At 42.0% G+C, this 23,787-nt stretch carries 31 protein-coding genes and 1 tRNA gene; 6 read left to right on the forward strand and 26 right to left on the reverse strand.

Going from position 1 to position 23,787, the window contains the following annotated elements:
* Positions 1-12: 12 nt before the first annotated feature.
* The 7 genes from comGE to corA all read right to left on the reverse strand — a co-directional run bounded on the left by comGE (position 13) and on the right by corA (position 4,533).
* Entirely contained in the window at positions 13-360 is a 348-nt protein-coding gene (comGE, locus tag MKX38_RS12120; protein WP_086344081.1) for a ComG operon protein 5, read from the reverse strand.
* Positions 344-775 carry a comG operon protein ComGD gene (gene comGD / locus MKX38_RS12125; RefSeq protein WP_086344082.1) on the reverse strand — a complete coding sequence of 144 codons (432 nt, stop codon included), beginning with the start codon at positions 773-775 and terminating at the stop codon, positions 344-346. The genes comGE and comGD overlap by 17 nt, the downstream gene beginning before the upstream one ends.
* On the reverse strand, positions 765-1,061 hold the full coding sequence (gene comGC, locus MKX38_RS12130) for a comG operon protein ComGC (RefSeq protein ID WP_003230162.1): 297 nt from the start codon (positions 1,059-1,061) through the stop codon (positions 765-767). The genes comGD and comGC overlap by 11 nt, the downstream gene beginning before the upstream one ends.
* 13 nt (positions 1,062-1,074) lie before the next feature.
* A complete protein-coding gene (comGB, locus tag MKX38_RS12135) occupies positions 1,075-2,112 on the reverse strand; it encodes a comG operon protein ComGB (RefSeq protein WP_339187254.1) in 1,038 nt (345 codons plus the stop codon).
* On the reverse strand, positions 2,099-3,169 hold the full coding sequence (comGA, locus tag MKX38_RS12140) for a competence protein ComGA (protein WP_004399124.1): 1,071 nt from the start codon (positions 3,167-3,169) through the stop codon (positions 2,099-2,101). Before comGA ends, comGB begins: the two co-directional genes overlap by 14 nt.
* Positions 3,170-3,380: 211 nt before the next feature.
* Positions 3,381-3,578: a CBS domain-containing protein gene (locus tag MKX38_RS12145; RefSeq protein ID WP_014480259.1), complete on the reverse strand. Its 198-nt coding sequence runs from the start codon at positions 3,576-3,578 to the stop codon at positions 3,381-3,383.
* 1 nt (position 3,579) lies between these two features.
* On the reverse strand, positions 3,580-4,533 hold the full coding sequence (gene corA, locus MKX38_RS12150) for a magnesium transporter CorA (protein ID WP_015483432.1): 954 nt from the start codon (positions 4,531-4,533) through the stop codon (positions 3,580-3,582).
* A 142-nt stretch (positions 4,534-4,675) separates the two neighbouring features.
* Between corA and MKX38_RS12155 the strand changes: the two genes are divergently transcribed.
* Entirely contained in the window at positions 4,676-6,004 is a 1,329-nt protein-coding gene (locus tag MKX38_RS12155) for a hemolysin family protein (protein WP_041850018.1), read from the forward strand.
* A 52-nt stretch (positions 6,005-6,056) separates the two neighbouring features.
* Here MKX38_RS12155 and rsbRD read toward each other — a convergent pair whose 3' ends face one another.
* The gene (gene rsbRD, locus MKX38_RS12160) at positions 6,057-6,893 is read right to left on the reverse strand and encodes an RsbT co-antagonist protein RsbRD (RefSeq protein WP_041850019.1); all 837 of its coding nucleotides are present in this window, start codon (positions 6,891-6,893) and stop codon (positions 6,057-6,059) included.
* Positions 6,894-6,979: 86 nt separating this feature from the next.
* Here rsbRD and MKX38_RS12165 point away from each other — a divergent pair.
* Positions 6,980-7,050, forward strand: a tRNA-Gln gene (locus MKX38_RS12165).
* 66 nt (positions 7,051-7,116) lie between these two features.
* Here MKX38_RS12165 and mgsR read toward each other — a convergent pair.
* Complete coding sequence (gene mgsR / locus MKX38_RS12170; RefSeq protein WP_003230147.1) at positions 7,117-7,497, reverse strand: transcriptional regulator MgsR; 381 nt, start codon at positions 7,495-7,497, stop codon at positions 7,117-7,119.
* A 231-nt stretch (positions 7,498-7,728) separates the two neighbouring features.
* Between mgsR and MKX38_RS12175 the strand changes: the two genes are divergently transcribed.
* Positions 7,729-7,974, forward strand: a complete 246-nt coding sequence (locus tag MKX38_RS12175; RefSeq protein ID WP_003226300.1) for a DUF2626 domain-containing protein — start codon at positions 7,729-7,731, stop codon at positions 7,972-7,974.
* Positions 7,975-8,013: 39 nt separating this feature from the next.
* Here MKX38_RS12175 and MKX38_RS12180 read toward each other — a convergent pair whose 3' ends face one another.
* Complete coding sequence (locus MKX38_RS12180) at positions 8,014-8,649, reverse strand: MBL fold metallo-hydrolase (protein WP_088467263.1); 636 nt, start codon at positions 8,647-8,649, stop codon at positions 8,014-8,016.
* Between the two features lie 156 nt (positions 8,650-8,805).
* On the opposite strand from MKX38_RS12180, the gene MKX38_RS12185 reads away from it, so the two are divergent.
* Complete coding sequence (locus MKX38_RS12185; RefSeq protein WP_003230141.1) at positions 8,806-8,979, forward strand: DUF2759 family protein; 174 nt, start codon at positions 8,806-8,808, stop codon at positions 8,977-8,979.
* Between the two features lie 31 nt (positions 8,980-9,010).
* Here MKX38_RS12185 and MKX38_RS12190 read toward each other — a convergent pair whose 3' ends face one another.
* From MKX38_RS12190 to MKX38_RS12245, 12 genes are all read right to left on the reverse strand, one after another.
* Positions 9,011-9,325 (reverse strand): MTH1187 family thiamine-binding protein, encoded by a 315-nt coding sequence (locus MKX38_RS12190; RefSeq protein WP_003230139.1) that lies wholly within the window; start codon positions 9,323-9,325, stop codon positions 9,011-9,013.
* 2 nt (positions 9,326-9,327) lie between these two features.
* Positions 9,328-10,389, reverse strand: a complete 1,062-nt coding sequence (locus tag MKX38_RS12195; protein WP_131227618.1) for a hypothetical protein — start codon at positions 10,387-10,389, stop codon at positions 9,328-9,330.
* Between the two features lie 61 nt (positions 10,390-10,450).
* Positions 10,451-11,581, reverse strand: coding sequence for a M14 family metallocarboxypeptidase (locus tag MKX38_RS12200; RefSeq protein ID WP_144483385.1), 1,131 nt, complete (start codon positions 11,579-11,581; stop codon positions 10,451-10,453).
* Between the two features lie 82 nt (positions 11,582-11,663).
* Complete coding sequence (locus tag MKX38_RS12205; RefSeq protein ID WP_003230133.1) at positions 11,664-13,580, reverse strand: LTA synthase family protein; 1,917 nt, start codon at positions 13,578-13,580, stop codon at positions 11,664-11,666.
* Positions 13,581-13,696: 116 nt separating this feature from the next.
* Positions 13,697-14,662 (reverse strand): glucose kinase GlcK, encoded by a 966-nt coding sequence (gene glcK / locus MKX38_RS12210; RefSeq protein WP_003230132.1) that lies wholly within the window; start codon positions 14,660-14,662, stop codon positions 13,697-13,699.
* A 10-nt stretch (positions 14,663-14,672) separates the two neighbouring features.
* Positions 14,673-14,888 carry a YqgQ family protein gene (locus MKX38_RS12215; RefSeq protein WP_004399107.1) on the reverse strand — a complete coding sequence of 72 codons (216 nt, stop codon included), beginning with the start codon at positions 14,886-14,888 and terminating at the stop codon, positions 14,673-14,675.
* 109 nt (positions 14,889-14,997) lie between these two features.
* Complete coding sequence (gene yqgP / locus MKX38_RS12220) at positions 14,998-16,521, reverse strand: rhomboid protease YqgP (RefSeq protein WP_033884713.1); 1,524 nt, start codon at positions 16,519-16,521, stop codon at positions 14,998-15,000.
* Between the two features lie 89 nt (positions 16,522-16,610).
* Positions 16,611-16,784, reverse strand: a complete 174-nt coding sequence (locus tag MKX38_RS12225; protein ID WP_003230126.1) for a hypothetical protein — start codon at positions 16,782-16,784, stop codon at positions 16,611-16,613.
* 66 nt (positions 16,785-16,850) lie between these two features.
* On the reverse strand, positions 16,851-17,414 hold the full coding sequence (locus tag MKX38_RS12230; RefSeq protein ID WP_015714266.1) for a 5-formyltetrahydrofolate cyclo-ligase: 564 nt from the start codon (positions 17,412-17,414) through the stop codon (positions 16,851-16,853).
* A gap of 84 nt (positions 17,415-17,498) precedes the next feature.
* Positions 17,499-17,648, reverse strand: coding sequence for a 50S ribosomal protein L33 (rpmG, locus tag MKX38_RS12235; RefSeq protein WP_003153056.1), 150 nt, complete (start codon positions 17,646-17,648; stop codon positions 17,499-17,501).
* A gap of 83 nt (positions 17,649-17,731) precedes the next feature.
* Entirely contained in the window at positions 17,732-18,811 is a 1,080-nt protein-coding gene (locus tag MKX38_RS12240; protein ID WP_033884715.1) for a glycosyltransferase family 4 protein, read from the reverse strand.
* Positions 18,808-19,278: a hypothetical protein gene (locus MKX38_RS12245; protein WP_033884716.1), complete on the reverse strand. Its 471-nt coding sequence runs from the start codon at positions 19,276-19,278 to the stop codon at positions 18,808-18,810. The genes MKX38_RS12240 and MKX38_RS12245 overlap by 4 nt, the downstream gene beginning before the upstream one ends.
* Positions 19,279-19,457: 179 nt before the next feature.
* Here MKX38_RS12245 and MKX38_RS12250 point away from each other — a divergent pair, with 179 nt between their 5' ends.
* Together MKX38_RS12250 and MKX38_RS12255 are read left to right on the forward strand one after the other, a co-directional pair.
* Positions 19,458-19,811: a hypothetical protein gene (locus MKX38_RS12250; protein ID WP_003245993.1), complete on the forward strand. Its 354-nt coding sequence runs from the start codon at positions 19,458-19,460 to the stop codon at positions 19,809-19,811.
* Entirely contained in the window at positions 19,808-20,272 is a 465-nt protein-coding gene (locus MKX38_RS12255) for an endolytic transglycosylase MltG (protein ID WP_014480272.1), read from the forward strand. Before MKX38_RS12250 ends, MKX38_RS12255 begins: the two co-directional genes overlap by 4 nt.
* Before the next feature lie 29 nt (positions 20,273-20,301).
* On the opposite strand, the gene pstB (MKX38_RS12260) is transcribed toward MKX38_RS12255, so the two are convergent.
* From pstB (MKX38_RS12260) to pstC, 4 genes are read right to left on the reverse strand one after another with little or no spacing between them, the layout of a single operon-like run.
* Positions 20,302-21,084, reverse strand: coding sequence for a phosphate ABC transporter ATP-binding protein PstB (gene pstB / locus MKX38_RS12260; RefSeq protein WP_339187263.1), 783 nt, complete (start codon positions 21,082-21,084; stop codon positions 20,302-20,304).
* 10 nt (positions 21,085-21,094) lie between these two features.
* Complete coding sequence (gene pstB, locus MKX38_RS12265) at positions 21,095-21,904, reverse strand: phosphate ABC transporter ATP-binding protein PstB (RefSeq protein ID WP_015384102.1); 810 nt, start codon at positions 21,902-21,904, stop codon at positions 21,095-21,097.
* A 20-nt stretch (positions 21,905-21,924) separates the two neighbouring features.
* The gene (gene pstA, locus MKX38_RS12270) at positions 21,925-22,809 is read right to left on the reverse strand and encodes a phosphate ABC transporter permease PstA (protein ID WP_029317900.1); all 885 of its coding nucleotides are present in this window, start codon (positions 22,807-22,809) and stop codon (positions 21,925-21,927) included.
* Positions 22,809-23,738, reverse strand: a complete 930-nt coding sequence (gene pstC / locus MKX38_RS12275) for a phosphate ABC transporter permease subunit PstC (protein WP_014477352.1) — start codon at positions 23,736-23,738, stop codon at positions 22,809-22,811. Before pstC ends, pstA begins: the two co-directional genes overlap by 1 nt.
* Positions 23,739-23,787: the final 49 nt, after the last annotated feature.

Consider the following 23,787-nt stretch of genomic DNA (forward strand, 5'->3'; position numbering starts at 1 on the left):
GAAAATAATACGTTAAGAAGCGTGTAGCCATTCTGTCTGCAGGATGCTGAGGCAAAATGATTTTTCCTTATAAGCTGCGGCTTTGATACATACGTTTTGATATTCGCCCTCCTCCTCCCACTTCATTGCATAGATATGATTGTTCTTTGTAAACGTTTTTGACGCGGCTCCTTCACCACTCATGACATATTTGCTAATGCTCTCATTCATCATCTGATAGCCGATTTCTCGTGATTCCGCCATTTTTTCATCAGCTATCAGCTTGTCCCACAAGGGGACGACTGTCAGCAGCACAAACAGCCACAGGCTTAGCGCAGACATTGTTTCTATTGTAGAAAAACCTTTATTTTCTCTCCACATTGACTCTCCCGCTCCCTAGATAAACTGTTATGTCATAAACGGCATGCCCTTTTACTCGTATTTTTCCGCCTGCATTCGGGTGCCCTTTCTCATTAAATTCCAAACGGTCTTTTAATGTCAGCAGTTCTATAGAAAATCCCGTTGCATACGGACGTTCAATGACCGTATCACCAATGACTAATTGATATTCTTTTTTATGAAAGAGAATTTTTGTTCTTTGTTGACGGGAAATAGCAGTCTGCTGTGTGAGCATAATATCACTTTTCAGCTGCCTTGCTGCCTGTCGGACAGCTGTATTGTCATAAGCAGGGGGAAGTGTAGTGAAGACGGCCACCAGGAGGATAGAGGCAAGGCTTAACACAAGCAAACTTTCTAAAAGGGTAAACCCCTCCTCCTCGTTTAATTTAATGTTCAACCTTAACTTCTCCGCCGGTGATGATAATGCGCTTCCCATTTGGACAGACAGCATCCTTTTTCACATAGCCCTCTGACTGTAAATCGGCAAGGCTCGGAGTTTGTCCTTCATGATCAAGCTCAAAGGCAGTCATTTGTGCCTTAACCATGTTTTGTAGGCCTTCACAGCCCTTTTTTTGAATGGTTTGATTATGTTTCGTGACGTTCGGTATCGTAATTAAAAGCAAGATCGAAATAATAAAGAGCACGATTAACATTTCAACAAGTGTAAATCCTTTCTCATTCATCTGCCTCTTCCTTTCACATTTGATTCATCATCTGATACATAGGTACAAGCATAGATAAATACACAAGTAAGATCATCGCAGCAACAAATCCATAAATCATCGGCTGAAGGATGCCTGTCCATTTTTGCGCCTTGTGTTCCAGCCGCTGCAATATGAACTGGCTGTATGTGAAAAGCTCTCGATCCAATCGGCCGCTCAGCTGGCCGTGAGATATGACTTTTGAAAAATCAGTTTCATAAAAAGGGCTTCCACAAATAGCGGCTTCAATTGACTCACCGGCTTTTAGCCGTTCAATCAATTGTTCAGCCTCGCAGCGGTAGAAAGGGAGAAACGTTTGATATTTAAATGCATTAAGGCTGTCATAAATTGAGAGGCCTGATTTTAAAAGGCTGCTCAGCTGCAAAGAAAAAAAGTAACTGTTAAACAGCTTGACAAGCTTTCCAACCAAAGGAATCCTGACACAAATCAGCATTTGCCGGGCAGGTGATTTTTTCTTAAACACAAGCCAATAATAAATCCCGATACCTGCTGTAAAAAGAACCAGCAAAATGATCACAAGATCAATATGCTGGAAAAAAGCAAAAAGCATATCGGTTGAACGTGAGGTTTCCATATTCATCGATTGATAGATACCGGAAAACTGAGGAATGATGATGGACTGTAACATATAAAACATGACAGCGACCGTAAATATGAGGAAAAGCGGATAGCGCAGCACTCTTTTCAGCTGGTCTACCTGTGCAATTTTTCGTTCCAGCAGCTCTCCGCTCTGGATCATGGAAGCAGGCAGTTCACCATGTGTTTCAGCAAAATAACAAATACCTACGGCTTCCTTATGAAATGACAAACTCTTTAGTACTTGATAAAACGGAGCCCCTTCCCTCAAAAAAGTGACCGTATCAGTCAAGTCAGCCGCCTGCCTCTTATTCATCTGAAGTTCCATCAGGCGTAATCCATCCAGAAGCGTATATCCGCCCGCAGTCATTTCACCGAGCCGCTTTAATAACCTGGCTTGATCCTTTAATGACCAGACTTTTCTAATCTTTTTCATGATAAACCCACCGGTCATAGTTGTTTGTCGTTAAATAGCCGAGCGCAATTCCTTTTCTGATAATTTGACGAAGCGTTTGATATTGGTAATTTGCATGATTTCCTTTTGCCTCCTGGATACATTGCTGAAGATTTTTCCCGTATAGAAGCTCATAAACACTAGCTCTCCTGGTATTTCGTGACTGTCGGCAATACACTGATGAACATCCGTTTTCACAAAACGGGCAAGCCAAATCAACCAAGCGCTGAGCCGCTATTGCAATGACAGTCTGTTCGATTTCATTCATATTGATACCGAATTCAAGCAGTCTGTAAATTGCGCCCTTTGCGTCTCTCGTATGAAGGCTCGTTAGTACCAGATGTCCCGTCATCGCTGCCCGCACCGCAATTTCAGCTGTTTCCGCGTCTCTGATCTCACCTAAAATAATCATATCGGGGTCATGGCGCAAAATTGCTTTCAGACCTGCGGAATAAGTTACACCGGCTTTTTCATTCACCTGAACCTGAAGAACATCTTCGTCCCTTGTTTCAACAGGGTCCTCTAATGTGACAATATTTCGATTAAAGTGTTTTTTTGCATATTGAACGAGAGAGTATAGTGTGGTAGTCTTCCCTGAACCAGTTGGCCCGGTAAAAATGAGCATGCCATGGGAATGTTTTAAAAACGAGAGTAATGTGGCTCCTGTCTTCGGAAATAGCGACAATTTATCAATCGAAGGGATATTGTATTGGGGCATCACTCTGATCACGAGGCTTTCTTCATTAATTGTGGGCAGCGTTGACATTCTTAAATGAACATTTCCCTCTTTCAGCTTTAACGTAAGCGAACCGTTTTGCGGCTTTCGCCTTTCACCTATATCCATTGCTGAAAGAAATTTAAAATGTGAAATCAGCCTTACGCACTCTTCTTTTTTCATGTCCCTTTTTTTCAGCAAGGCATGATCGACCCGAAAATGAATGATAGCGTCCCGCTCCCTCGGCACAATGTGAATATCAGAAGCCTTTGTTAGATATGCTTCTTCAATCAAGTTTTTGCTTACCTTTTCTATTGAATCCAATTTGATTCCCTCTCCTTTCAATGCGTATTGTAGAAAAAGAAGGAGCGGTAATCAAACAGGGAAAACGTGATTTTGTGAGACGTTATATGCTGAAAAATCCCTTCTTTCTGGCAAGAAAAAGACTTTCAACTGAATGTACCCCTGTCATTATAATTTTCCCTATAAATAAAAAAGCAGACATGGTCACCATGCCTGCTAGATTCCATTTTCATTATGCTGTTTTCGCTTTTTGACCAGTATCTTTCTCAACGGAAAGGTCGCCTAATGCAACAATACCGGCAATTTGGCCATATTCAAGAATCGGTAAACGGCGGATTTGATGCTCTGCCATAAGCGCCTTGACATCGTATCCGGTCACCCTGATATGACTGGTGAAAAAACGGGGCACGCTGTACAAAATATGAAACATCCTATAGAGTCCGCCTTTTTCGAGGTTTCTTTTTCTTCTTCCGCTCCTGCAGCATATCTCCCGTCCAGCCTTTTTTCCTCAAATAGAGATAGATCAGAACTGTAGATGTGACAATCAATAAGAGAGAAAAGAGATATCCGTATTTCCAATTCAGTTCCGGCATCACTGAAAAGTTCATCCCCCATAAGGCCCCCAGAGCTGTAATCGGCGTAAAAAGCGTCGTGAAAATGGTCAGCGCTTTTACAATTTCATTCCCCCTATGTGAGGTAATGACTTCCTCTGAATGCAGCAGATTGTTAAGCTCCCCTTCAAATTCGCTGATGTATGTAAATCCCCTGTCAATCTTCAGTTGTGTCCGCTGATAATCCTTTTTCTCTTCATTTTGAGGTAAAAAGGTTTCTTTCAACGCCATTTCAATTTTTTTAGCGCTTAATATCAAATTTTTCCAAATCATCAGTTCATGGCGCAGGAGATGGACGCGGTTTAAAATGCTTTTGCTATTGTCGTCTTTAATCTGCCATCTAAGCTTTCTCAGCTTTACTTCAAATTCATCAACACCGATTAAATACGCATTCATTAGTTCGCCGAGAAGAATTAAAAACCCCTCTATCGCATTGTCCGCTCTTTCCATTTGCCGGACAACTTCTTTGCCTTTAATCTCTCTCAAAATCGAAAAGTCAAAATTGATTGTGAAAAAATATTGTCTGGTGATATAAAAGTGAAAAACAGTATGGTCTTTTTCTTCACCAAGCCCCTGATCATAAACAATCGACCCAAATACCGCTTCATTTTCCGTTTCAGTTGTATCTACTCGCAAAAAATTAACGTGGTGGTTATTTTCAAACCACTTTTCACACTGAGGCCAGTGAGAAAAATGGATTAGATCTCTTGCCTTACTTCTTTCTTGAGGCCCCATTTGGTACCAAAACCAATCCTTTCCCGTATGTGCCTTCATGTCAAGCTCCTCCAAACTTTTGTTCTTTATTCTTTAATTGCCCAATAACCGCGTCACTAAACCAGTCTGCCGCTTCAACACATGTTTTATGAGCATTTTCAGGTGGTATGGAATGTAGAAAGACATCGGAAAAGGGAGGTGCATGCCTTCCTTGGAGAAGGCAGTTGTTTTGGAATTTATCAATTTACTAGCAGTCGCTATTCTCATTTTGTTAACAGGATTTTTCGTTGCCGTAGAATTTTCAATCGTAAAAGTGCGGCGATCCAAAATTGATCAGCTTGTCGCAAAAGGAAAGAAAGGTGCTAAAGCGGCAAAGCATGTCATCACTCACCTTGATGAATATTTATCAGCCTGTCAGCTGGGCATCACAGTCGCAGCTTTAGGACTGGGATGGCTTGGGGAACCGACTGTGCAAACTCTGCTTCGACCGCTTTTTCATAAAGCGGGCTTAAATGAATCGCTTACCCACCTACTTTCACTCGTCATCGCATTTTTAGCGGTTACGTATTTAAATGTCGTTATTGGGGAGCTGGCGCCAAAGAGTTTCGCCATTCAAAAAGCAGAAAGCATTACCTTGTTGTTCGCTAAACCGCTTATTTGGTTTTATAAGATCATGTTTCCATTCATTTGGCTGTTGAACCACTCTGCCCGATTGATTACAGGAGTGTTTGGACTGAAGCCGGCATCAGAGCACGAGCTGGCATATACAGAGGAAGAACTTCGGGTCCTATTGGCTGAAAGCTATAAAAGCGGCGAGATTAGAAAAAGTGAATTAAAGTACATGAATAATATCTTCACCTTTGATAAACGAATGGCAAAGGAAATTATGGTGCCGCGAAATGAAATGGTCAGTTTGTCACTAGATGAAGACTCCATTTCAAATCTTCAGGAAACAGTCAAGCAAACAAAATATACACGGTACCCAGTTGTAAGAGAGGATAAAGATAACGTTATTGGCGTGATTAATATGAAAGAAGTGCTGTTTTCCATGCTGACGAAAGATTTTTCAATCAAGAAGCATCAAATTGAACCTTTCGTACAGCCCGTTATCCATGTCATTGAGACGATTCCTATTTATAAACTATTGCTGAAAATGCAAAAGGAACGCACTCATATGGCGATCCTCATAGATGAATATGGCGGGACGTCCGGTTTGGTCACTGTCGAGGATATTATCGAAGAAATTGTAGGAGAAATCCGTGATGAATTTGATGCGGATGAAGTGCCTCATATCCGCGAACTTGGAAAGGATCATTACTTGTTAAATGCAAAATTATTAATCAGCGATGTTAACAGCCTGCTTGGAACCGATTTATCAGAGGCTGAAGTAGACACCTTGGGCGGCTGGTTTTTGACACAAAACATAGATGCTGAGCCTGAAAGTACCATAGAATATGATGGCTACTCTTTTAAGGTAAAAGACATCAACAGCCATCACATTTTATTTATAGAAGTTAAAAAAGCTGAATAGCCCGTGAAAGGCTGTTCAGCTGCTATCTTTCAAGATTAACATGGCAAAGGCATCAACACTCTTTTATTTTAAACCCTTTATTGGCCAGGGCTTTAGCAAGACTTTGCTCGGTTTTCACATTCGAAAAATCCAGACCCAGCTTCACGACAGTTTGGGCAATTTCCGGCCTGATTCCTGAAATAATCGTCTCAATGCCGAGCAATTTGGTGCTGTCAATCACTTTAAAAATTTGATAGGCTACCATGGTATCAACGATAGGAACGCCCGAAATATCTAAAAATAAATACGAGAGCTTTAACGCTGAGCACTGCTCCAGCACAGACTCCAAAATCGTCCTCGCTCTGTGCGTATCAATTTCACCGACAAGCGGAAGAATCCCAATCCCATCAGTAATCGGCATAATCGGCGCACTCAATTCATTAATCATTTCTTTTTGCGCGTTTAATTGTATCATGGTCACCTGGTGATATTCTTCCGTAAACACTTCGATGATCTCATCAATGTTTTGATTCAAGATCCGGCTCCACTCATAAAATTCCTGAATGCTGATGTCTTGAGAAGAAGCTTCGCTGAATTTCTGAATCCATTCAAACATGATGTGCCTGAAAGTGTTAAACTGGCCGACACTTTGTGTAACCGTCACTTCATGAACGGCACGGTCTCTGGCGCATTGAAGAGACCACCGGTTGAGCTCATCCTCTACGTCTTCTTTTCTAAGGGATTTTGCTACGATGGTCACCAATAATTCATGCTGGTCTTTTAACTTTTGTTCTAGTTTTTGCTGATCTTTCGCTGAATACAGCCAGCTGCCGTTTGACGTACAAACTTCCAGCCATTGTTGCGTGATATCTTCTTTGTGCTCTGTTAAGTGCTGATCAAGAGCTATCATCTTAATGAGCTCCCTCCTGTTTTTGAAAAATGTACGCTATATATGTATAACGCGTCTGCCTTTACACATACTATGTTTAGATTCAATGGGCTATAGCCAAGCGGTAAGGCAATGGACTTTGACTCCGTGATCGTTGGTTCGAATCCAGCTAGCCCAGTTTCTGAACAGGTGAAAAACCGAAGATAAGCTGATTCGAATAAATCAGCGGATCTTCGGTTTTTCATCATGCAGATTGATGAACCGTTTTCTTCTTCGATAACTTCAACAATTCTCCCGGGTTATAACCAATCACCAGCTTTTTGTTGTCTACTAGAATCGGGCGTCGCAAAAGCTTCGGCTTCTCGATTAAAAGTTCCAGCACCTCATTTACCGTCATTTCTTCAATGTTTAAATTTAAATTTTTGAAAGTCTGGCTTCTTGTCGCCAAAATTTCATCAATTCCTTCTGTCGTTAACGATAAAATGTACTTTAATTCTTCTCTTGTCGGGGTTTCTCTGAATAAGTGCCGTTCGTTAAATTCAATTTGATGTGCTTTAAGCCAATGTTTTGTTTTTCGGCATGACGTGCAGCTTGGATATGAGTAAAAAGTTAATTGTTGTTCCATTCGTTTTTTCCTCCTCAGTTAACCATCTCTTTGTAGAATAACTACCCGGATCATTTTTCATTTAAACCATTTACAGAACTTTTTTCGGATTATTTTTTAAAAAGCATTCATACAATAGAAAACACAATCAAAGGGACAAATTCCATTTGTATATTAATAATGAAAATGTTTACATTTCTAGGTGTGATCCATTATAATAACAGTCAGAGGGACTCTCGGGAGGGGATAAAAATGAATCGCATGTTCCGGGTGTTAGGATTTTGGACGGGGATTTTTGCAGTCATGTTTTATTTAGGTGATATGAAAGATGCTTCCCTTTTATTTTTTGGACAGACGATCTTATTTGTGTTTCTATCGTATTTGAACTTAACCGAACGCATGTATATTTATATTTTTGGCGCTTATTTAACGATTTTCTTCGCCGGCTTTACATATTACTCAATTTTTATTATGGTGCCCGGCGGCGGAGGCCATTAAATGCAGAAAGAGACAAACCTTATCGGTTTGTCTCTTTTTTTACAATGAAAACCCATTTAAAAACGGATTTTGGTCCTGCTCAGTCAGTACGTCTGTTTCAGGTCCATGGCCGCTTAACACCAGCGTGTGTTCCGGAAGCGTAAGCAGTTTTTCATGAATGGACGTCAGCAGCGTCTCTTGATTGCCGCCTATTAAATCCGTACGTCCTATACCGCCTTGGAACAAGACATCTCCGGAGATAACCAAGTCTGCATCTTTCACGTAGTAAGACACACTGCCTGGTGAATGTCCCGGCGTAAATAATGTTTCCAAATGAAACGGCCCGATATTCAACTCACCGTCGCCTTCAATTAGATGATCTGCAGGCTTAGCTGTTACTTCTATCCCTCGCAGCATGCCGGAGCCGTTTAAAGAAGCATCCGTAAGCCAATTTTTTTCATTTTGATGCAGGTAAACAGGAATATCCCATTTTTCTCTCACTTCATCAAGCGCCCCAATATGGTCAAAATGGGCATGTGTAAGCAAAATGGCTAAAGGCGTCAGCCCTTTTTCTTTTATGTATTGATTGATTTTATGTCCCTCGCCGCCCGGATCAAAAATCAGGCATTGATCATCACTGATGAGAAAATATGCGTTCGCTTGAATCGGCCCTACTGGCATTCGTCTCCATTTCACTATTATCACCTCTTTCTTTTTTATGCTCTTATTATGAGGGTTTTTTAAAAAAGATTCAAACAATCGCAATGAAAACGCTATCGACAAACCTATAAAAAACAGGTAGAATAAAACTGGAAAGAATTGCAGGTTTTTCAATGTAAAGGGGGCTGTGTTATGTTACTTGTCGTGATTTTCGGCCTTGTCGCTCTTTTCGCTTTATGGGGAGTCTTGCGTTCTGTTAGAAATAAAAATATACTCGGGTTTTTATTAGCCGGTGCCACCTTATTTGTCTTTGGATGGTTTACCGTGATGACCGTAATAAACAGCGGGTATCCAACCGCACATTAAAACCTGTATCCGATCGGATACAGGTTTATTTTTATGGCTGTAAATGTTTATTGACACTTTCTATTTTGCTCTCAAGCGTCGTTTTTTTGTCACGCCTGTCATCGATGCGGATATTCGTTGCCACTCTGTGCAATCCTTTTTGAAATGGCGCTTCGTGAATTGCCTGAATGACTGCAAAAAGGTCACTGAGTTCTCCCTCGATCAGCGTATTCATCGGTGTCAGCTGATATTTGATTTTCCCTTCTGCTTGATATCCTTCTAATATCTTTTGCACATCGGCTACGTAAGCACTGACACTGGGTGTTTCCGTACCGATTGGGATAATGGTTACATCTGCGATAGCCATCGTTATTCCATCTCCTTTTGATCAATGATGAGTTGCTTCGTTTCATGTGATTTCAATAAAATAATTTGCTCAAAATGAAAGCCGTATAACGCATATTTCCCGTTCGGAGATATTTGAATCGGCTCCATTTCCCGCAGAGACACAAGATCTTTTGTCTCTCCCGATGCTACATTGACTGCTGCGAGCTTATATGCATCGCCGCTTTGTTTGAATGTATAAAACAGGCCTCCTGCTTCATCATAGTCATACTCCATTGGAGCCAAACTTGTATATTTCGCTTGGAGCGGCCATTTCGCTGTAACAGGTGATGTTGATTGCGGCGTTTTAAACTGATACGTCCCTTTTCCTCCGGAAGCTGATTTGACAGTAAAACTCATTTGATGGAAAGAATCGAAGAATAGAACGTCATCCTCAAGCTTCTGTTCCGTCTTAGAAGCTGTATCGAACGTATATAAAGGCCCTGTTTTATCGTCTCTTCCCTCTTTTACATAATCAAATGTATTTTTGGATGTCCAATGAATGAACGGAACCTGTACTGGGCTTAAGAAAGATTCGTCTTTTTTAGCATTCACCTGATATGTATGGAAATCCCAGTTTTCATTGAATTCCGTCACCATCATTTGATAAGGATCATACTGATTCCAAGCAGCTTCAAGCTCATACGTTTCGTAATCTTTTTCGTAAAGCGTCTCTCCTTCTGCATTAAGCAAAACCACTGCCGTCTTTTGGCTATGTGTGATTTGCAGCAGAATCATCTGCTCCCTCGCATTGATTTGAACATCAACGATTTGACCATCCGTTTGATAGAGCTTTTTCGCTTTGCCTGTAAAGATGCGGTACGCAAAAAGCTCTGTTTTCGTCGGATTAGACGCAGTATATAATATTGTGCTGTTATTCAGCCAGCCTTCCACCCCATCCGCTTTTTCCGCGGAAAGCGGTATGATGTCTTTTTTCTCATCTTTTGCCGCCGATGCCTGTTTTTGCTGCTGATGAGATGGTTCGCATGCCGATAAACTAAACAGCAATACCGCCAGCAGAATAAAACAAACTGATCTCATCAGCATTCCCCTCCGATCATCTTTATTCTCTCATATTTGCTTCGGCAGAAAAAAGAAAAAGTTTCAGTTACTCATGAAAAAATAACGCCCTCCACAAGATACCGCTTGTGGCGTTATATATGTGTGAAAACTGCTGAAACGGCAAAGGATTTTGGCCTTTTCCAAGTTCCACCGTATACCCTTCCTTAAAATAATGGTGAATAAACCAATCACGAAATCCAGCATAGCTATCTATATCCCTTACTCCCTTATAAATGTTCCCGCTTAACTCCTCAAAATCCTTTATGACGGCAGCAGATTCCTCAGGCTCAAGGCCTTTATAGCCCCAATAAATTTCTTCTCCTTGAGTATGAAGAGCCAGCAGTCTGTCAGGCGGATTCTCCGTGATCAGCCGGTACATCGCAATAGATTCCGGCTCCGTAAGCGGAGAGATTCCCGGAAAATCGCGGTAGCTGGGTGCTGTCGGTTTTCGGTATTTTTCAATTTCCCATAATGATGGAAATTGTTTATTTAAATCAACCCCGTTTATATTCGCCTTCCATTCATTAAAATTTGGACGATGTTCATTTAGCCTTTCGAGTTCATCTCTTCTGGCTCCCATGACTTCTGATCCGTTTAAAACAAGATCAACGCCATCCGGATTGACAAGAGGAACGAGGGATAAGGATGTGCTGTTAAACAGCTTTATGGGAGAAAAGCCAAAGAAAGGCGAATTGCAGCATAATGACATACAGTATTCCTTAAACCATTTTAGCAGGACAGACGTTGTAATCCACTCATTCGCATGAAATGACGCGTTCATATGGACCTTTTTTACGGCATGCTCCCCACCAGCCTTCAGCTCCCAGATAGGCCTGCCGAGTACAGAACGGCCAATTTCCCGGCATGAGACAAACGGAAAAACATCAATAATCTTCTTTATTTCCTTTTCAACAGCTGAATCATCATAGATTTTCTCTTGCTCAATCCAGCTATCAGAAAGTTTCAGCTGCCGAGGCTGTAAAAAGCCCTTTATGTCCTGAATGGTTTGAAGCTCTTTGCCGCTATGCTCCTCTATCACATAACCAGGGCAATACAATTGATGTTTTTGTGCGGAGCGATTTGCACTTTTAAGCAATTCCTCGTCTATCTTCAGTTCTTTCGCCACTCTGGCCAAATTGTTCTTGATCTCAGGTTTCACCGTAATAAACGCCATCATCATCCCCCTTTTTTGTTACTATATGACAGCGTATTTAAAAAAAGAAAGCCTCCCGCTCACTTTGACGCGGGAGACATTGTGATTACGATGCCTGATCAAGCATTTGTTTTTCTTTCCGTTTTGACGAATTGTCCAGCCTTTTCTGGTCATAAAATCGCAACAAATCCCCATAAATGATTTCATCAGAAAGTGATAGCTCCTGTTTTGCTTTATCAGCAAATGCTTCACATTGTTTTGTCTCTTCTAACGGTTTTCCCGTCTCTTTGTCATAACACGCACCGTCTGTATAAACAACCTGATCTGTGATAAAGCTCCCGTCCCGGAGCACCGTGAAGTCCAGTTTTTCGTCTGAAAGCAGATCGTTGCCGAATTGAATTTGATCTTTCGTATCAATCCCTAAAAGATTCATCAGCGTCGGCCTGATATCAATCTGCCCGCCTACTGTTTCAATGGTTTGCGGCTTTTTATCAGTAATACCCGGAATATGAATGACCAGCGGCACTTTTTGGAGCTGTACCTCTTCAAATGGGGTTATTTCTTTTCCTAAAAACTGCCCCATCGCTTCATTATGGTTTTCTGATATACCATAATGGTCACCATATAATACAATAACAGAGTTGTCGTATAACCCGTCTTCCTTCAGCTTTTCGATAAACCGTTTCAGCGCCTCATCCTGATAACGCACTGTCGGAAAATATTTATTTAGCGTCTGGCTGCTTGAATCATATTCATCAATCAATTGGTCCTCTTCATCAAGATCAAACGGGAAGTGGTTCGTCAGTGTAATCAGCCTCGAGTAAAACGGCTGAGGCAGATTTTTCATCAGCTCTGAAGACTGCTCAAAAAATTCTTTATCCTTAAGTCCCCAGCCGACTGAATTTTCGTCAGTTACATCATACGAGTTAATATCAAAAAACGAATCATATCCAAATGAGTCGTACATTAAATCACGATTCCAAAAGCTCTTATTATTAGCGTGGAGCACCGCTGAATAGTATCCACTGTTTTTCAAAATTTCAGGAGCGGCCATATATTGATTGCCCGCATTCGTAAAAAATACGGCACCTCGTCCAAGCGGATACAGTGAATTGTCCACGATAAATTCAGAATCCGAGGTTTTCCCCTGGCCTGTTTGGTGGTAAACATTATTAAAGTTGTAGCTCTGTTTTATAAAGTCATTCAGAAAAGGCGTGATTTCTTCTCCATTCAATTTTTCATTAATCACGAAGCTTTGCGTCGACTCTAAGGATACGAGAATGACGTTCCTTCCTTTTGCAGCGCCGAATAAGCGTTTGTTGGCATCCTTCGCATTAGCGGTTACGTAGTTTTCAATCTCCGTCAGGCTGTTGCTGTCTGCCAACGCTCTCTGTGCGGATTGCTTTGACTGAAGAACGCCATCGTAAATATGAAAATTAAACAGGCTAATGTTTTTAACAAGCATTTCTCTGTCAAATGAGCGTGTCAATAGCTGAGGTCTTTCCGCCTCAGACAAGCCCAGGTTGAAGAAATAAACAGAAGCAACGAACAAAAAATAAGCCGCCCGTTCATTTTTCGTTGAGGGAATGTCCGATTGAAAAGCTTTTTGCCGGATGTGAAGCCATATTAAAACCGCAATATCTACAGCTAATAGGAGGTCTGTCGGCTCAAGAAGTGTTCCGATGCTGCTTCCGAGATCACCCATATTGCTCGTTTGAAAAAGAACAGGGATTGTTAAGAAATCATTGTAAAAACGGTAAAAAACCATATTTGCCAGCAATACAAACGTGACAAGACAGCTCATCGCGATAATGTAGCGATTTCTGTTTTTGCCTTTTAAAAACAGGCTGAGGCCAAAAATAAGCAACAAAAAACTCAATGGGTTGATAAACAGAATAAATTCCTGTGTTAGATTGTCGATTTTAATATGAAAACTGGTTTTGTAAACAGCATACGTTTTCAGCCACATCAATAAAATGGCAATCAGCATAAATGAAATCTTCGAAAAAAACGTTTTTCGCATTTCAACCTCCTATGCAGCACGCTCAAAAAAATCAGTCTATTCCCAACATTCTCATTAACACATCAAATTAAATCTTAACCTGAGCACAACAAAAAATCAATTTCATTTACACAATTTTAACAATTTTGATGTTTCAGCCATTCATTTTTAGCGATCCAAGCGCCTCCGATAACGCCGGCATCATTTCCAAGTGCTGCGATTGAAATATCAGCAGCTTGGGCTGCCCGCGGAAACGCGCATTTGCGGAATGTTTTCTCGACTTTTGATCTCAGCAGTTCTCCGGCTCTCGATACGCCGCCGCCAAGAACGATTTTGGATGGATTAAGCGAGCTTGCCAAATTTCCGAGCACCAAACCAAGATGCTTGGCTACATAATCAACCACCTCAAGGGCAATTTCATCATTTTCACCCGCCGCTTCAAACACATCCCGCGCTGACAATTGTTCGGTTGCTTTTAAACGTGTCGTCTTTTTAGCATTTGCTATTTTTTCTTTTGCAATTCTTACAATTCCGGTTGCTGACGCAATTGTTTCGATACAGCCCGTTTTGCCGCAGTTGCAGGGCGCTCCGCCTTCAGGGATGCTGCAAATATGGCCGATTTCTCCGCCGGCGCCATTTATACCATGTACAATTTCACCATTTGCAATGATGCCGCCGCCAACTCCTGTGCCAAGCGTCACGAGAATGACGTCTTTTGCGCCATCACCCGCTCCCTTCCACATTTCCCCGAGCGCAGCAATATTCGCGTCATTTTCTATAACAGCTGGGATGCCGGTTTCTGTCTCCAGATGGTTTTTCAAAGCATAATTTTTCCACCCTAGATTTACTGTTTCATAAACCACTCCTGCCGCCATATCTACAGGGCCTGGTGCACCCATTCCGATGTATTTGATGATGTGCTTCGGTTTTTGCAGCTCATCCAGCTTGCTGTCGATTGTTTTTGCAATTGTGACAGTAATCGTGTCGCCGGTTTTATCAGTCGGAACTTCCCACTTATGCTGAATTTCGCCATATTGATTAATAAAAGCGAGTTTAATCGTCGTTCCTCCCAGGTCAATGCCCGCAAACCATATCTCGTCCATTTTTATCACCTTAGCCTTTATAAAAATCTCTTCCGTTTTTTGTTTGTTCCAATTCTTTTCGAAGGACAGCTGCCGCTCTGGCCCACTGCTCCTTTTCAATCATGTGGTTCATGTATAATTCCTTTAATTCATCCAGCATAAACTCAATTTCAAGCTCTCTGTCTCCAAAATAAACAATGTGGCCAAACGTTTTTAACAGCTGCTGCACATCATAAAATGTATTCATTTTCCTCACCATTTCTTGAACTTAACTATCATAAGCGTATTCATAAGGAAGCGGTCAGTCAAGAAGAAAACGCTGACAAAAAAGCCAGCTTCCTTTCCATATTCCACCTCTATGATTCTTTATTGTTTTCAATTTGCCGCTGCAGCTCCTTGTAGCGCTGCTCCTTCGGCTTCAGTTTCACAGCCGTCTGGATGGCCTTTTCTGCTTGTGCAAGCTCATTTTTTTCCGCATACAATAACGCTAAATTGTAATAGGAAGCATGGTCTTTAGGTTCTTTTTTCACTGCTCGTTCCAAAAGGGAAACCGCCTGATCATATTCGCCGATTTGAATATCAGAAACAGCAAGAATTTTCAAAAGATCGGCAGAGGCATCTTTTTGCGCTGCTTCTCCGTTCAGCAATTCTGTTACTTCTTCATACTTTCCTTCCTGATACAGCTCGCTTGCCTGCTGAATCAGCGCTGACTCCTGGTGTGAAGGCGAATGCAATCCGTAATATAAAAATCCAACAGCCAAAGCAATCAGCAAAACCGCTGACAACAATCTTTTTCCAAAGGCTCCGGCTTTAGGCAACCCCAGTGCCGCTGCAGCGAAAAAGCCGCCAATCAAGCCGCCGATATGTCCTGAATTATCAATATTCGAAACCGCAAAACCAAAGCCCAGATTGATGATAATAATGACAATAATATTGGTTCCTATGGTTCTTAAAAACATTTTTCGATTAGACAAAGCAACATACAGTAATGCACCTAAGCATCCGAATATGGCTCCTGATGCCCCTGCCGAAGGATACGGGCTGAACACAAAACTCGCAATCGAACCCGTAATGCCAGCAGCCAGATAAATCAGCAAAAACCGGCCCGATCCATACATCCGCTCAACCGCTGTACCAACCGACCATAAAGCCAGCGTATTAAAAGCTAAATGCGCTATGCCGATGTGAAGCACGATCGGTGTCAGAAGCCGCCACCATTCTCCTTGTGCAATCAGGCTGTTTTCTTTTGCTCCAAAAGCCACCAGCGTCTCCGTATTAGTGCTGCCTCCGTTTATTTCGAGCAAGAAAAACATCAGGATCTGAAGCGCAATAAATAAATATGTAAAAATCGGTTTTCCGTTTTGAAAAACCGCCGCTTCAGTTTTTCTCTGTTCTTCTTGTTTCAGCACTAGCGAAAGGAAGCGTTCTCGCGCCATTTGCGCGTTTTCAAACGAAGCGTGTTCCTCTGAACAATCTTCTGTACGAAATGATGGAAAAACCGCTTGAAGATCATCTCGAAGCATCGTTCCTCTAACGATCGCCGGCTCAACTGACACAGTTCCCTTCTCAAAAGTTTTTTTTGCAATCTCTTCCCAGTCATCAACAGGGGCTTCCGTTGAAAAAAACACATTCAGCAGCTTCATCCTTCGTCTGCCCAATTGATGTCTGACTCGTTCTACTCGTTCGGCCTGCTCTTCGATGTCTCTAACCATTTCTTGACGGAAATCAAGATCGTGCTTATAAAGACGAACTAGATCATGAGAGGACTTGTCCGGAGCTTCCAGCCATATCTCATCTGACTCACCGGCTTGTATGACGCCATACCCGCTATTCACCAGGTGCGCCGCAATTTTCCAATATGTATACTCCAGCAAAAACATGTTTACCGCTCCAATAGTTTTTTTTCATTATAACAGCTGGCGCTCCGAAACGCCTACTGAAAGCAAAAAATCCCGTTTTTCACGGGATTTTAGAAAGCTTGCTGTATAAACTTATTGCGGATAAATGGAATTCTTAAAAACAAATGGATAAAAGACCGCCTGATTCCTGGCTGGCTGAGTACAGTATTCATAAGACGGTAGCGATTTTGATAAAACATGACGGCAGAAACCGCGAAAATGGCATAAATCAAAAGTTTTTTCATGATATCCCTCCTGCCAATAGGGTTTGTTATTCTGCCTTATTTATTCTCGAATAAGGGACAGGAAAGTTATGAAAAACAAGAAATAATCCGATCCTCTGTTATCAGCTTATGTACCGGGATGTCATGTGGCAGACTGGGTACGTGCGCATACAACTGGCACTCCAAAAGCAATGAGACTGTCTTCCCTTCATATTCACTTAAATAGCGATCATAATAGCCGCCTCCAAAGCCGACCCTAAACCCGTTAACATCAAAACAAACACCTGGAACGATCATCAAGTCAATTTGTGATGGGTTTACTTCTTTTGTTTTTTCAATTACCGGCTCGAGCAGTCCGGCGTACACGGTTTCGAGCTGATCATCAGTCTGATATGTGCGAAATTGCATTTTCTTCGTGTCCGGATGGCATTTTGGGATGCAAACTTGTTTCCCTTCTTCCCAAGCCTGCTCAATGACAGGACGCGTCGGTATCTCTAATCCTCTGGAAATAGTGACGGCAATGGTGCCGGCATTTTGCCACTCCGGCAGAGAAAACAAGTACTTATACGTACGTTCCGTTTTTTGAAGAATATCTTCATTTGATAAAGCAGACAGTGCCTCCAGCGTCTTTTTTCTTAATTGTGATTTCATCTCTCATCCCCCTCGGAATAGAAAAAAAGCCAGAACCTTTTTCAAAGCTCTGGCTTTTTTCTTACACCTCAAACAGCAAAGCTGTTATTTTGTTTCACGGTGTAACGTAGATTTTTTATCACGTGGGCAATATTTTTTAAATTCAACGCGGTCTGGATTGTTGCGTTTGTTCTTTTTAGAAATATAGTTACGCTCACCACATTCAGTGCAAGCCAAAGTAATATTAACGCGCATTATTTTCCCTCCAAACTAAAATCATTTACTTATTCAGACTTATATATAATACCACTATAATGGACGGAATGCTAGGCTGTTTTTCAATGAATTGCTGAATTATTGAAGATACGCTCATAAAGCTGCAAATATGATGACATAATGAGTCGGGGGTGGTGGAGCTTGAACACTTGTTGTCTGCCAGCTTCTTTTATCCGGCGGGCTTTTTCCCGGTCTTTTAAAAAGCTGTCCAGCAGATCAGCCGCTTCCTGTACGAGCGTAAAATTAGCGATGATTGCCGTTTTGTCATGAACGGCATAATCACAAAAACCACCCGACTGAGAAACGACAGTCAGCACACCTTGTTCCATGCTTTCTTGCGCGGCAAGCCCAAACGGTTCATAAGAACTAGGGAAAACAGCCATTTCACATTGAGACAGTAACGTTCTGATGTCTTTCCTATTGAGAAACGGCAGGAACATGACGCGATCCTTCAGGTTATATGCCGCAGCTAATTTCTCATAGCAGGACAGAGACGGCCCCTCCCCAGCCAGCACTAGATAGAGGTCTGGCTGACGCTGCTTCAAGATGGCAAACACCTTTAACAGCTGCGAAAATCCTTTTTCCGGAACGAACCTTCCATATGAAAAGAGAAATCTTCTATTTATGCTTCTTTGGATTTTCCCCTTCTCTTCCTCCATAGATGCAGGGCTTGGGATAACGGTTATTTTTTTATGTGCTGCCTTATTAAGAGACCGCTTCATAAATGTGCTTAATACGATCAATGCATCAGCGGATTCTATAAGGAGCCGTTCGGTCTTGAGCCTGTATGGGTGTGGGGCTTCTCGGCACACCTTCTTCCTTTCTCTTTCAAGACCGTGGATTGTCGCAGTAAGCGGAAGGCCAAGCCGTTGTTTCAAATACTGGGCAGCAGGGGCAGTTGTGTCATCATGGGCATGAATCAGATCAAAGCGTTTATTGTGTGATAACACATGGCGAACCATTGTAAAGTTAGCATCAGCTATGTAATCTTCAAACTTCGCATACGAAAACAGCTGCCCGCTCGGAGTAAAAACCGTAATGTTGATATGAGGGTTTAAATAGGAAATGAGGCGGTTTAAATGGACACCTAGCCCGCTTTTCGGCTCATCGGGATGTTCGGGTGAAAGCATGAGAATGTTCACCGTTCTCTCTCCCCTCTCCCATAACAGGTGTATGCAGAAAATTGCTCCTCCCACCTGGTGTGCGCTTCCTCAATCTGAAAGCTGTTTATATGACGAATCCCATTTTCATCAAGATAGATGTCGTCTGTATCGGCAAGCTTGAGAGAGACATTCATTGAATTCACAATACTGTATTCAGCCCGATATACAGCATCACCAGCCGTCTGTCTAATCGTCCATTCGCCTTTATCATACGTTGTGCGTTTTGTCCTGACAGCTTCAATGTCTTTTCTTTTGATGACAATCCGCAATTCTTTTATCATATCCTGCGTTTTTTCGAAAAGGACAGCTTCAGCCAGCCGCATTGTTTCTTCTGAGATTTCCCAGCTTACGGTCAAGGTGTGAGCGTTTTGAATGATTATGTCGAATGTGTCCCTAAAAAAGGAAAGCTTATGTCGTATATTATAGGGAAATGGGTGTTTATCCATGGACTCTTAACATTCTCCTTTCCAATCGTTCACTTCGTGTTCCTATTAAACCATTACATAAAGAAGAAGCAAAGAAAGATTTCTCGACAAAATCTCGTTTTTTTCGCGAATTCCTTTAGAAACTACTGGTTTTATGGTATAAAAAAGAAGGATAAAAAAAGAATAGAAGGTGATGAAACGTGGAAATTGCTATTATTGCGTTGTTTATCGTCAGTATAGCGCTAATTGCATTCTCATATTCTCAAAGAGACCCGATGAAAGATGTAGAACAGGAGCTCGAAACACTGCAGCTTTCTGCGATGCAGGAAATTTACAAGCTCAAAAAGAAAATGACAGTGCTTGAGGAAGAATTACTGGAAACAAACCTTGTCATTCGCAAATCAAAGCAGAACGACATCAATCAAAAAATCGCTAAACAAATACTTTCTAAATATAATAACGGTATGTCAGCTGAAGCGATTGCTAAAGCTGAGCATGTATCAGTGGAAGACGTGAATACGATTATCAAAGATAATGAGAAGGTGCTCGTATGACAAAACGGGGCATTCAGGCATTTGCTGGCGGCATCATTTTAGCGACAGCCGTTCTTGCAGCTGTTTTTTATCTGACTGACGAAGATCAGGCCGCTGCTGTAAAAGATAATAAAACAGTAACTGAACAAGACGTGAACAATTACCTTGATTCTAAAAAAATGGTTTCTGTGAACCGTGATGAATATCAAAAACTTCTTGATTCAAAAGAGAAATCGTTGACCGATGACAGCAGCTCAGACACGAAAACAGACAAAGTCAAAACGTACAAACTCAAAATTAAAGATGGCATGAGCACTGCGGATGTATCTGCTATTCTTGAAAAAGAGGGCATTATCTCTTCGGCTCAAGACTTTAATGACTATGTCATTGATGCCGGCTATCACAAAGAAATTCGTGCCGGCGAGTTTAAAGTAAAATCAGACATGAGTTTCAAAAAGATCGTAAAAACGTTAACACGATAAAAAAACAGGCTGACTCAGCCTGTTTTTTTTCATCCAAACTTTCCTGAAATGTAATCGAGAGTTCTTTGGTCCTTCGGGTTAGAGAACATTTTATTCGTATTGTCGCATTCAACAAGCTCGCCCATGTAGAAAAAGGCGGTTTGATCAGAAACCCTTGCTGCCTGCTGCATGTTATGCGTGACAATGACAATTGTATATTTATTTTTCAGCTCTAGAATGAGTTCTTCAATTTTTCTCGTTGAGATTGGATCTAGTGCAGATGTCGGTTCATCCATCAGCAAAATATCAGGATTGGTCGCAAGTGCTCTGGCGATGCAAAGACGCTGCTGCTGGCCCCCTGACAGCGAAAGAGCGGACGTATGCAATCGATCCTTCACCTCATCCCATAACGCCACGTCTTTTAATGACTTTTCCACAATTTCCTGAAGCTTCTTCTTATTTTTGGTGCCGTGGACTCTCGGTCCGTAAGCCACATTATCAAAAATAGATTGCGGAAACGGGTTCCCTTTTTGGAATACCATGCCGATATTTTTCCGTAAATCCACGATGTCCACTTTATCCTTTAAAATATTGCTGCCATTATAGTTCAGCTCACCTGCAAGCTTTACATTTGGCGTCATTTGAATCATTAAATTCAATGTCTTGACAAAGGTCGATTTCCCGCATCCGGATGGACCGATAATCGCCGTAACCTCATTTTCATAAATGCTCAAATTGATATTTTTTAAAGCATGATGCTGTCCATACCATAAGTTCATTCCATTGACTTGATAGACTTCCTGTTTCATTACAGCTTCGGTAGCAATACTCATTGCCGCCCTCCTATCCGAATTTCCCGTTAATATAATCCTCTGTCTTTTGCTTTTTCGGACTCGTGAAAATCTGTTCGGTCTGTCCGTATTCTACAAGCTCGCCGTTTAAAAAGAATGCCGTCCGGTCAGAAACCCGCAGAGCCTGCTGCATATTGTGCGTGACAATAATAATTGAGTATTCTCTTTTCAATCCTGTAATTAATTCCTCTATTTTCGCATTTGAAATCGGATCAAGCGCTGAAGCTGGTTCATCAAGCAGAAGAACAGCCGGCTTCATCGCAAGCGTTCTCGCGATGCATAAACGCTGCTGCTGGCCGCCGGATAACGAGAGTGCGGATGAATGTAAACGATCCTTCACCTCATCCCAGAGGGCCGCTTTTGTTAAACTTTCTTCCACAATTTCATCTAAAACAGCTTTATTCCGCTCTCCGGCATATTTCAATGCATGTGTGATATTCGCATAGATCGATTTCGGAAATGGATTTGGTTTTTGAAAAACCATTCCGATTTCTCTTCTCAAGCTGACAACGTTAATATTGCCGCCCAATATATTTAATCCTTCATAAAGGATTTCACCTTCCGCTCTTGCAGATGGAATTAAATCGTTCATTCGGTTAATATTTCTCAAAAAAGTAGATTTTCCGCATCCCGACGGCCCAATTAAAGCAGTCACCGCATTTTTTTCAATATCCATGTTTACATGATGAACGGCTTGTTTATTTCCGTAAAAAATAGACAGATCTTTGACCTCAAGCACGTGATTCTGCTTCGGAACAATAACAGCTCGCTCAGGTTTTTCTTTTACCATTTGTTCAGACATGTTTTTCGCCTCTTTCCGTTCTAATTTGCCGTAAGCTTTTTGTAGATCATCGTGCCAAGCCATCTCGCCGCGAGATTAAACACAAGAACAGAAATCACCAGCACGGCAGAACCACCGTTGGCAATCGCTTCAGCATCCGGAATCATTCCTTGTGTATTGACGTTCCAAATGTGGACCGCAAGTGTTTCAGCGGGCCTGAAAATATTAAGCGGTGATGTTTCCGAAAACGGGTTCCACTCCGTAAAATTAAGACGCGGTGTTGTCAGGCCTGCCGTAAATAATAATGCGGCCGCTTCCCCGAACACCCTTCCTGACGCTAAAATTGCTCCTGTGATGATAGAAGGAATCGCACTTGGAATTAAAACTGTTTTTACGGTATGCCAGCGTGATACACCTAAAGCGAGAGAGGCTTCCTTCAGATCTTTAGGGACTGAACGGATCGCGTCTTCTGTCACACGCACCATGACAGGAAGGTTAAAAACAGTTAACGCAAGCGCCCCGCCTATGATCGTATATCCCCAGCCTGTTAAGTTGACAAACATCAATAATCCAAACATCCCAATGACAATAGACGGAAGAGATGAAAGCACCTCTATACATGTTCTGATGAAGTCAGTTACTTTGTTATTAGGCGCGTATTCAGCCATGAAGACTCCGCCGCCCACACCGAGCGGGATTGTAATCAGCATTGTAATAAACAAAATATAAAAGGAGTTAAACAGCTGATCTCGTATGCCTCCTCCAGCTGCAATGGCGCTCGATTTTGTTGTAATAAATTGCAAACTGAGCTGAGAAACACCGTTTATAATAATATAGGAAAACAAACCTACTAAAATGGCAGCGATAATGGCTGCACACAAACCAAACATTCCGGTCGCCAGTTTATCTGTTATTTTGCGGTTCATTACACTTTCCTCCTAGATGACAAGTAGCGAATAAGCAGGATGAACAAGAATGACATCACCAGAAGCACAAGCCCCATTGACCACAGCGTATTGTTTTCAACACTTCCGTATGTGGTGTGGCCCATATTCAGCGTGATGATCGTTGTCAGCGTTCCCGCAGTGTCAAACAGGCTTTCCGGCAATACTCTTGTATTTCCAATGACCATCTGAACAGCCAAAGCTTCACCGAACGCCCGAGCCATGCCTAACACAACAGCTGTCATCAATGTTGGAAAAGCTGCAGGCACAAGTACTTTTCTGATTGTCTGCCATCTTGTCGCACCGAGCGCGTAAGAACCCTCTCGTAAACTCTTCGGAAGAGAAGCCATTGCATCAGCAGAAATCGATGTGATCGTCGGCAGAATCATGACGGAAAGGACAATCGTTCCCGCCAATAAACTGTGCCCTGTTCCGCTCGATTTGAACTGGGCGATAAACGGCACCAATACTGTAAGACCTATGAATCCATAAACAACAGATGGAATACCGACTAAAAGCTCAATCACCGGCTGCAGCACTTTCTTTCCCCAATTCGGGGCAATCTCTGTCATAAAAATCGCACCTGCAATGCCAAGCGGCGCAGCGATTAGAGCAGAAAGAATCGTTACTGCAAATGAGCCAAAAATAAATGGCAGCACTCCGTATTTCGGATCACTATCTGTAGGATTCCAATTTAAGCTCGTTAAGAATTCAATTGGGCTTACACCATTTACAAGAAAAGATTGCAGCCCCTTCACGCCGAGGAAAATGGTGATTGCAACAGATGCCGCAATCATAATCAGCGCACATGCTGTCACAATCATTCTTCCCCGAACTTCATCCAATTGCCGATTTTGCCTTGAGCTGATTAAACGCTCGCTCACAGACATATTTTCTCTATTGTTTATCATTGTTTTACACTCCTATGAATGTGTTAAGAGGAGAAACGGTTGTCCCCGC

This window comes from Bacillus sp. FSL M8-0025, assembly GCF_037975475.1.
Taxonomy (GTDB): domain Bacteria; phylum Bacillota; class Bacilli; order Bacillales; family Bacillaceae; genus Bacillus; species Bacillus subtilis.

What these genes read in the sequence shown, in the direction of transcription:
- corA (WP_015483432.1), bottom strand. Translation starts at nt 4,533, where the DNA reads ATGAAGGCACATACGGGAAAGGATTGGTTTTGGTACCAAATGGGGCCT.
- pstC (WP_014477352.1), bottom strand. Translation starts at nt 23,738, where the DNA reads ATGATAAACAATAGAGAAAATATGTCTGTGAGCGAGCGTTTAATCAGC.
- MKX38_RS12175 (WP_003226300.1), top strand. Translation starts at nt 7,729, where the DNA reads ATGAATCGCATGTTCCGGGTGTTAGGATTTTGGACGGGGATTTTTGCA.
- MKX38_RS12205 (WP_003230133.1), bottom strand. Translation starts at nt 13,580, where the DNA reads ATGCGAAAAACGTTTTTTTCGAAGATTTCATTTATGCTGATTGCCATT.
- MKX38_RS12230 (WP_015714266.1), bottom strand. Translation starts at nt 17,414, where the DNA reads ATGAAATCACAATTAAGAAAAAAGACGCTGGAGGCACTGTCTGCTTTA.
- MKX38_RS12145 (WP_014480259.1), bottom strand. Translation starts at nt 3,578, where the DNA reads ATGTTTCATATTTTGTACAGCGTGCCCCGTTTTTTCACCAGTCATATC.
- MKX38_RS12255 (WP_014480272.1), top strand. Translation starts at nt 19,808, where the DNA reads ATGACAAAACGGGGCATTCAGGCATTTGCTGGCGGCATCATTTTAGCG.
- MKX38_RS12215 (WP_004399107.1), bottom strand. Translation starts at nt 14,888, where the DNA reads ATGAATACATTTTATGATGTGCAGCAGCTGTTAAAAACGTTTGGCCAC.
- MKX38_RS12185 (WP_003230141.1), top strand. Translation starts at nt 8,806, where the DNA reads ATGTTACTTGTCGTGATTTTCGGCCTTGTCGCTCTTTTCGCTTTATGG.
- MKX38_RS12195 (WP_131227618.1), bottom strand. Translation starts at nt 10,389, where the DNA reads ATGCTGATGAGATCAGTTTGTTTTATTCTGCTGGCGGTATTGCTGTTT.
- comGB (WP_339187254.1), bottom strand. Translation starts at nt 2,112, where the DNA reads ATGAAAAAGATTAGAAAAGTCTGGTCATTAAAGGATCAAGCCAGGTTA.
- pstB (WP_015384102.1), bottom strand. Translation starts at nt 21,904, where the DNA reads ATGTCTGAACAAATGGTAAAAGAAAAACCTGAGCGAGCTGTTATTGTT.
- comGE (WP_086344081.1), bottom strand. Translation starts at nt 360, where the DNA reads ATGTGGAGAGAAAATAAAGGTTTTTCTACAATAGAAACAATGTCTGCG.
- pstA (WP_029317900.1), bottom strand. Translation starts at nt 22,809, where the DNA reads ATGAACCGCAAAATAACAGATAAACTGGCGACCGGAATGTTTGGTTTG.
- MKX38_RS12225 (WP_003230126.1), bottom strand. Translation starts at nt 16,784, where the DNA reads ATGAAAAAACTTTTGATTTATGCCATTTTCGCGGTTTCTGCCGTCATG.
- rpmG (WP_003153056.1), bottom strand. Translation starts at nt 17,648, where the DNA reads ATGCGCGTTAATATTACTTTGGCTTGCACTGAATGTGGTGAGCGTAAC.
- comGC (WP_003230162.1), bottom strand. Translation starts at nt 1,061, where the DNA reads ATGAATGAGAAAGGATTTACACTTGTTGAAATGTTAATCGTGCTCTTT.
- pstB (WP_339187263.1), bottom strand. Translation starts at nt 21,084, where the DNA reads ATGAGTATTGCTACCGAAGCTGTAATGAAACAGGAAGTCTATCAAGTC.
- MKX38_RS12155 (WP_041850018.1), top strand. Translation starts at nt 4,676, where the DNA reads ATGCCTTCCTTGGAGAAGGCAGTTGTTTTGGAATTTATCAATTTACTA.
- glcK (WP_003230132.1), bottom strand. Translation starts at nt 14,662, where the DNA reads ATGGACGAGATATGGTTTGCGGGCATTGACCTGGGAGGAACGACGATT.
- mgsR (WP_003230147.1), bottom strand. Translation starts at nt 7,497, where the DNA reads ATGGAACAACAATTAACTTTTTACTCATATCCAAGCTGCACGTCATGC.
- yqgP (WP_033884713.1), bottom strand. Translation starts at nt 16,521, where the DNA reads ATGTTTTTGCTGGAGTATACATATTGGAAAATTGCGGCGCACCTGGTG.
- MKX38_RS12245 (WP_033884716.1), bottom strand. Translation starts at nt 19,278, where the DNA reads ATGGATAAACACCCATTTCCCTATAATATACGACATAAGCTTTCCTTT.
- rsbRD (WP_041850019.1), bottom strand. Translation starts at nt 6,893, where the DNA reads ATGATAGCTCTTGATCAGCACTTAACAGAGCACAAAGAAGATATCACG.
- MKX38_RS12190 (WP_003230139.1), bottom strand. Translation starts at nt 9,325, where the DNA reads ATGGCTATCGCAGATGTAACCATTATCCCAATCGGTACGGAAACACCC.
- MKX38_RS12200 (WP_144483385.1), bottom strand. Translation starts at nt 11,581, where the DNA reads ATGATGGCGTTTATTACGGTGAAACCTGAGATCAAGAACAATTTGGCC.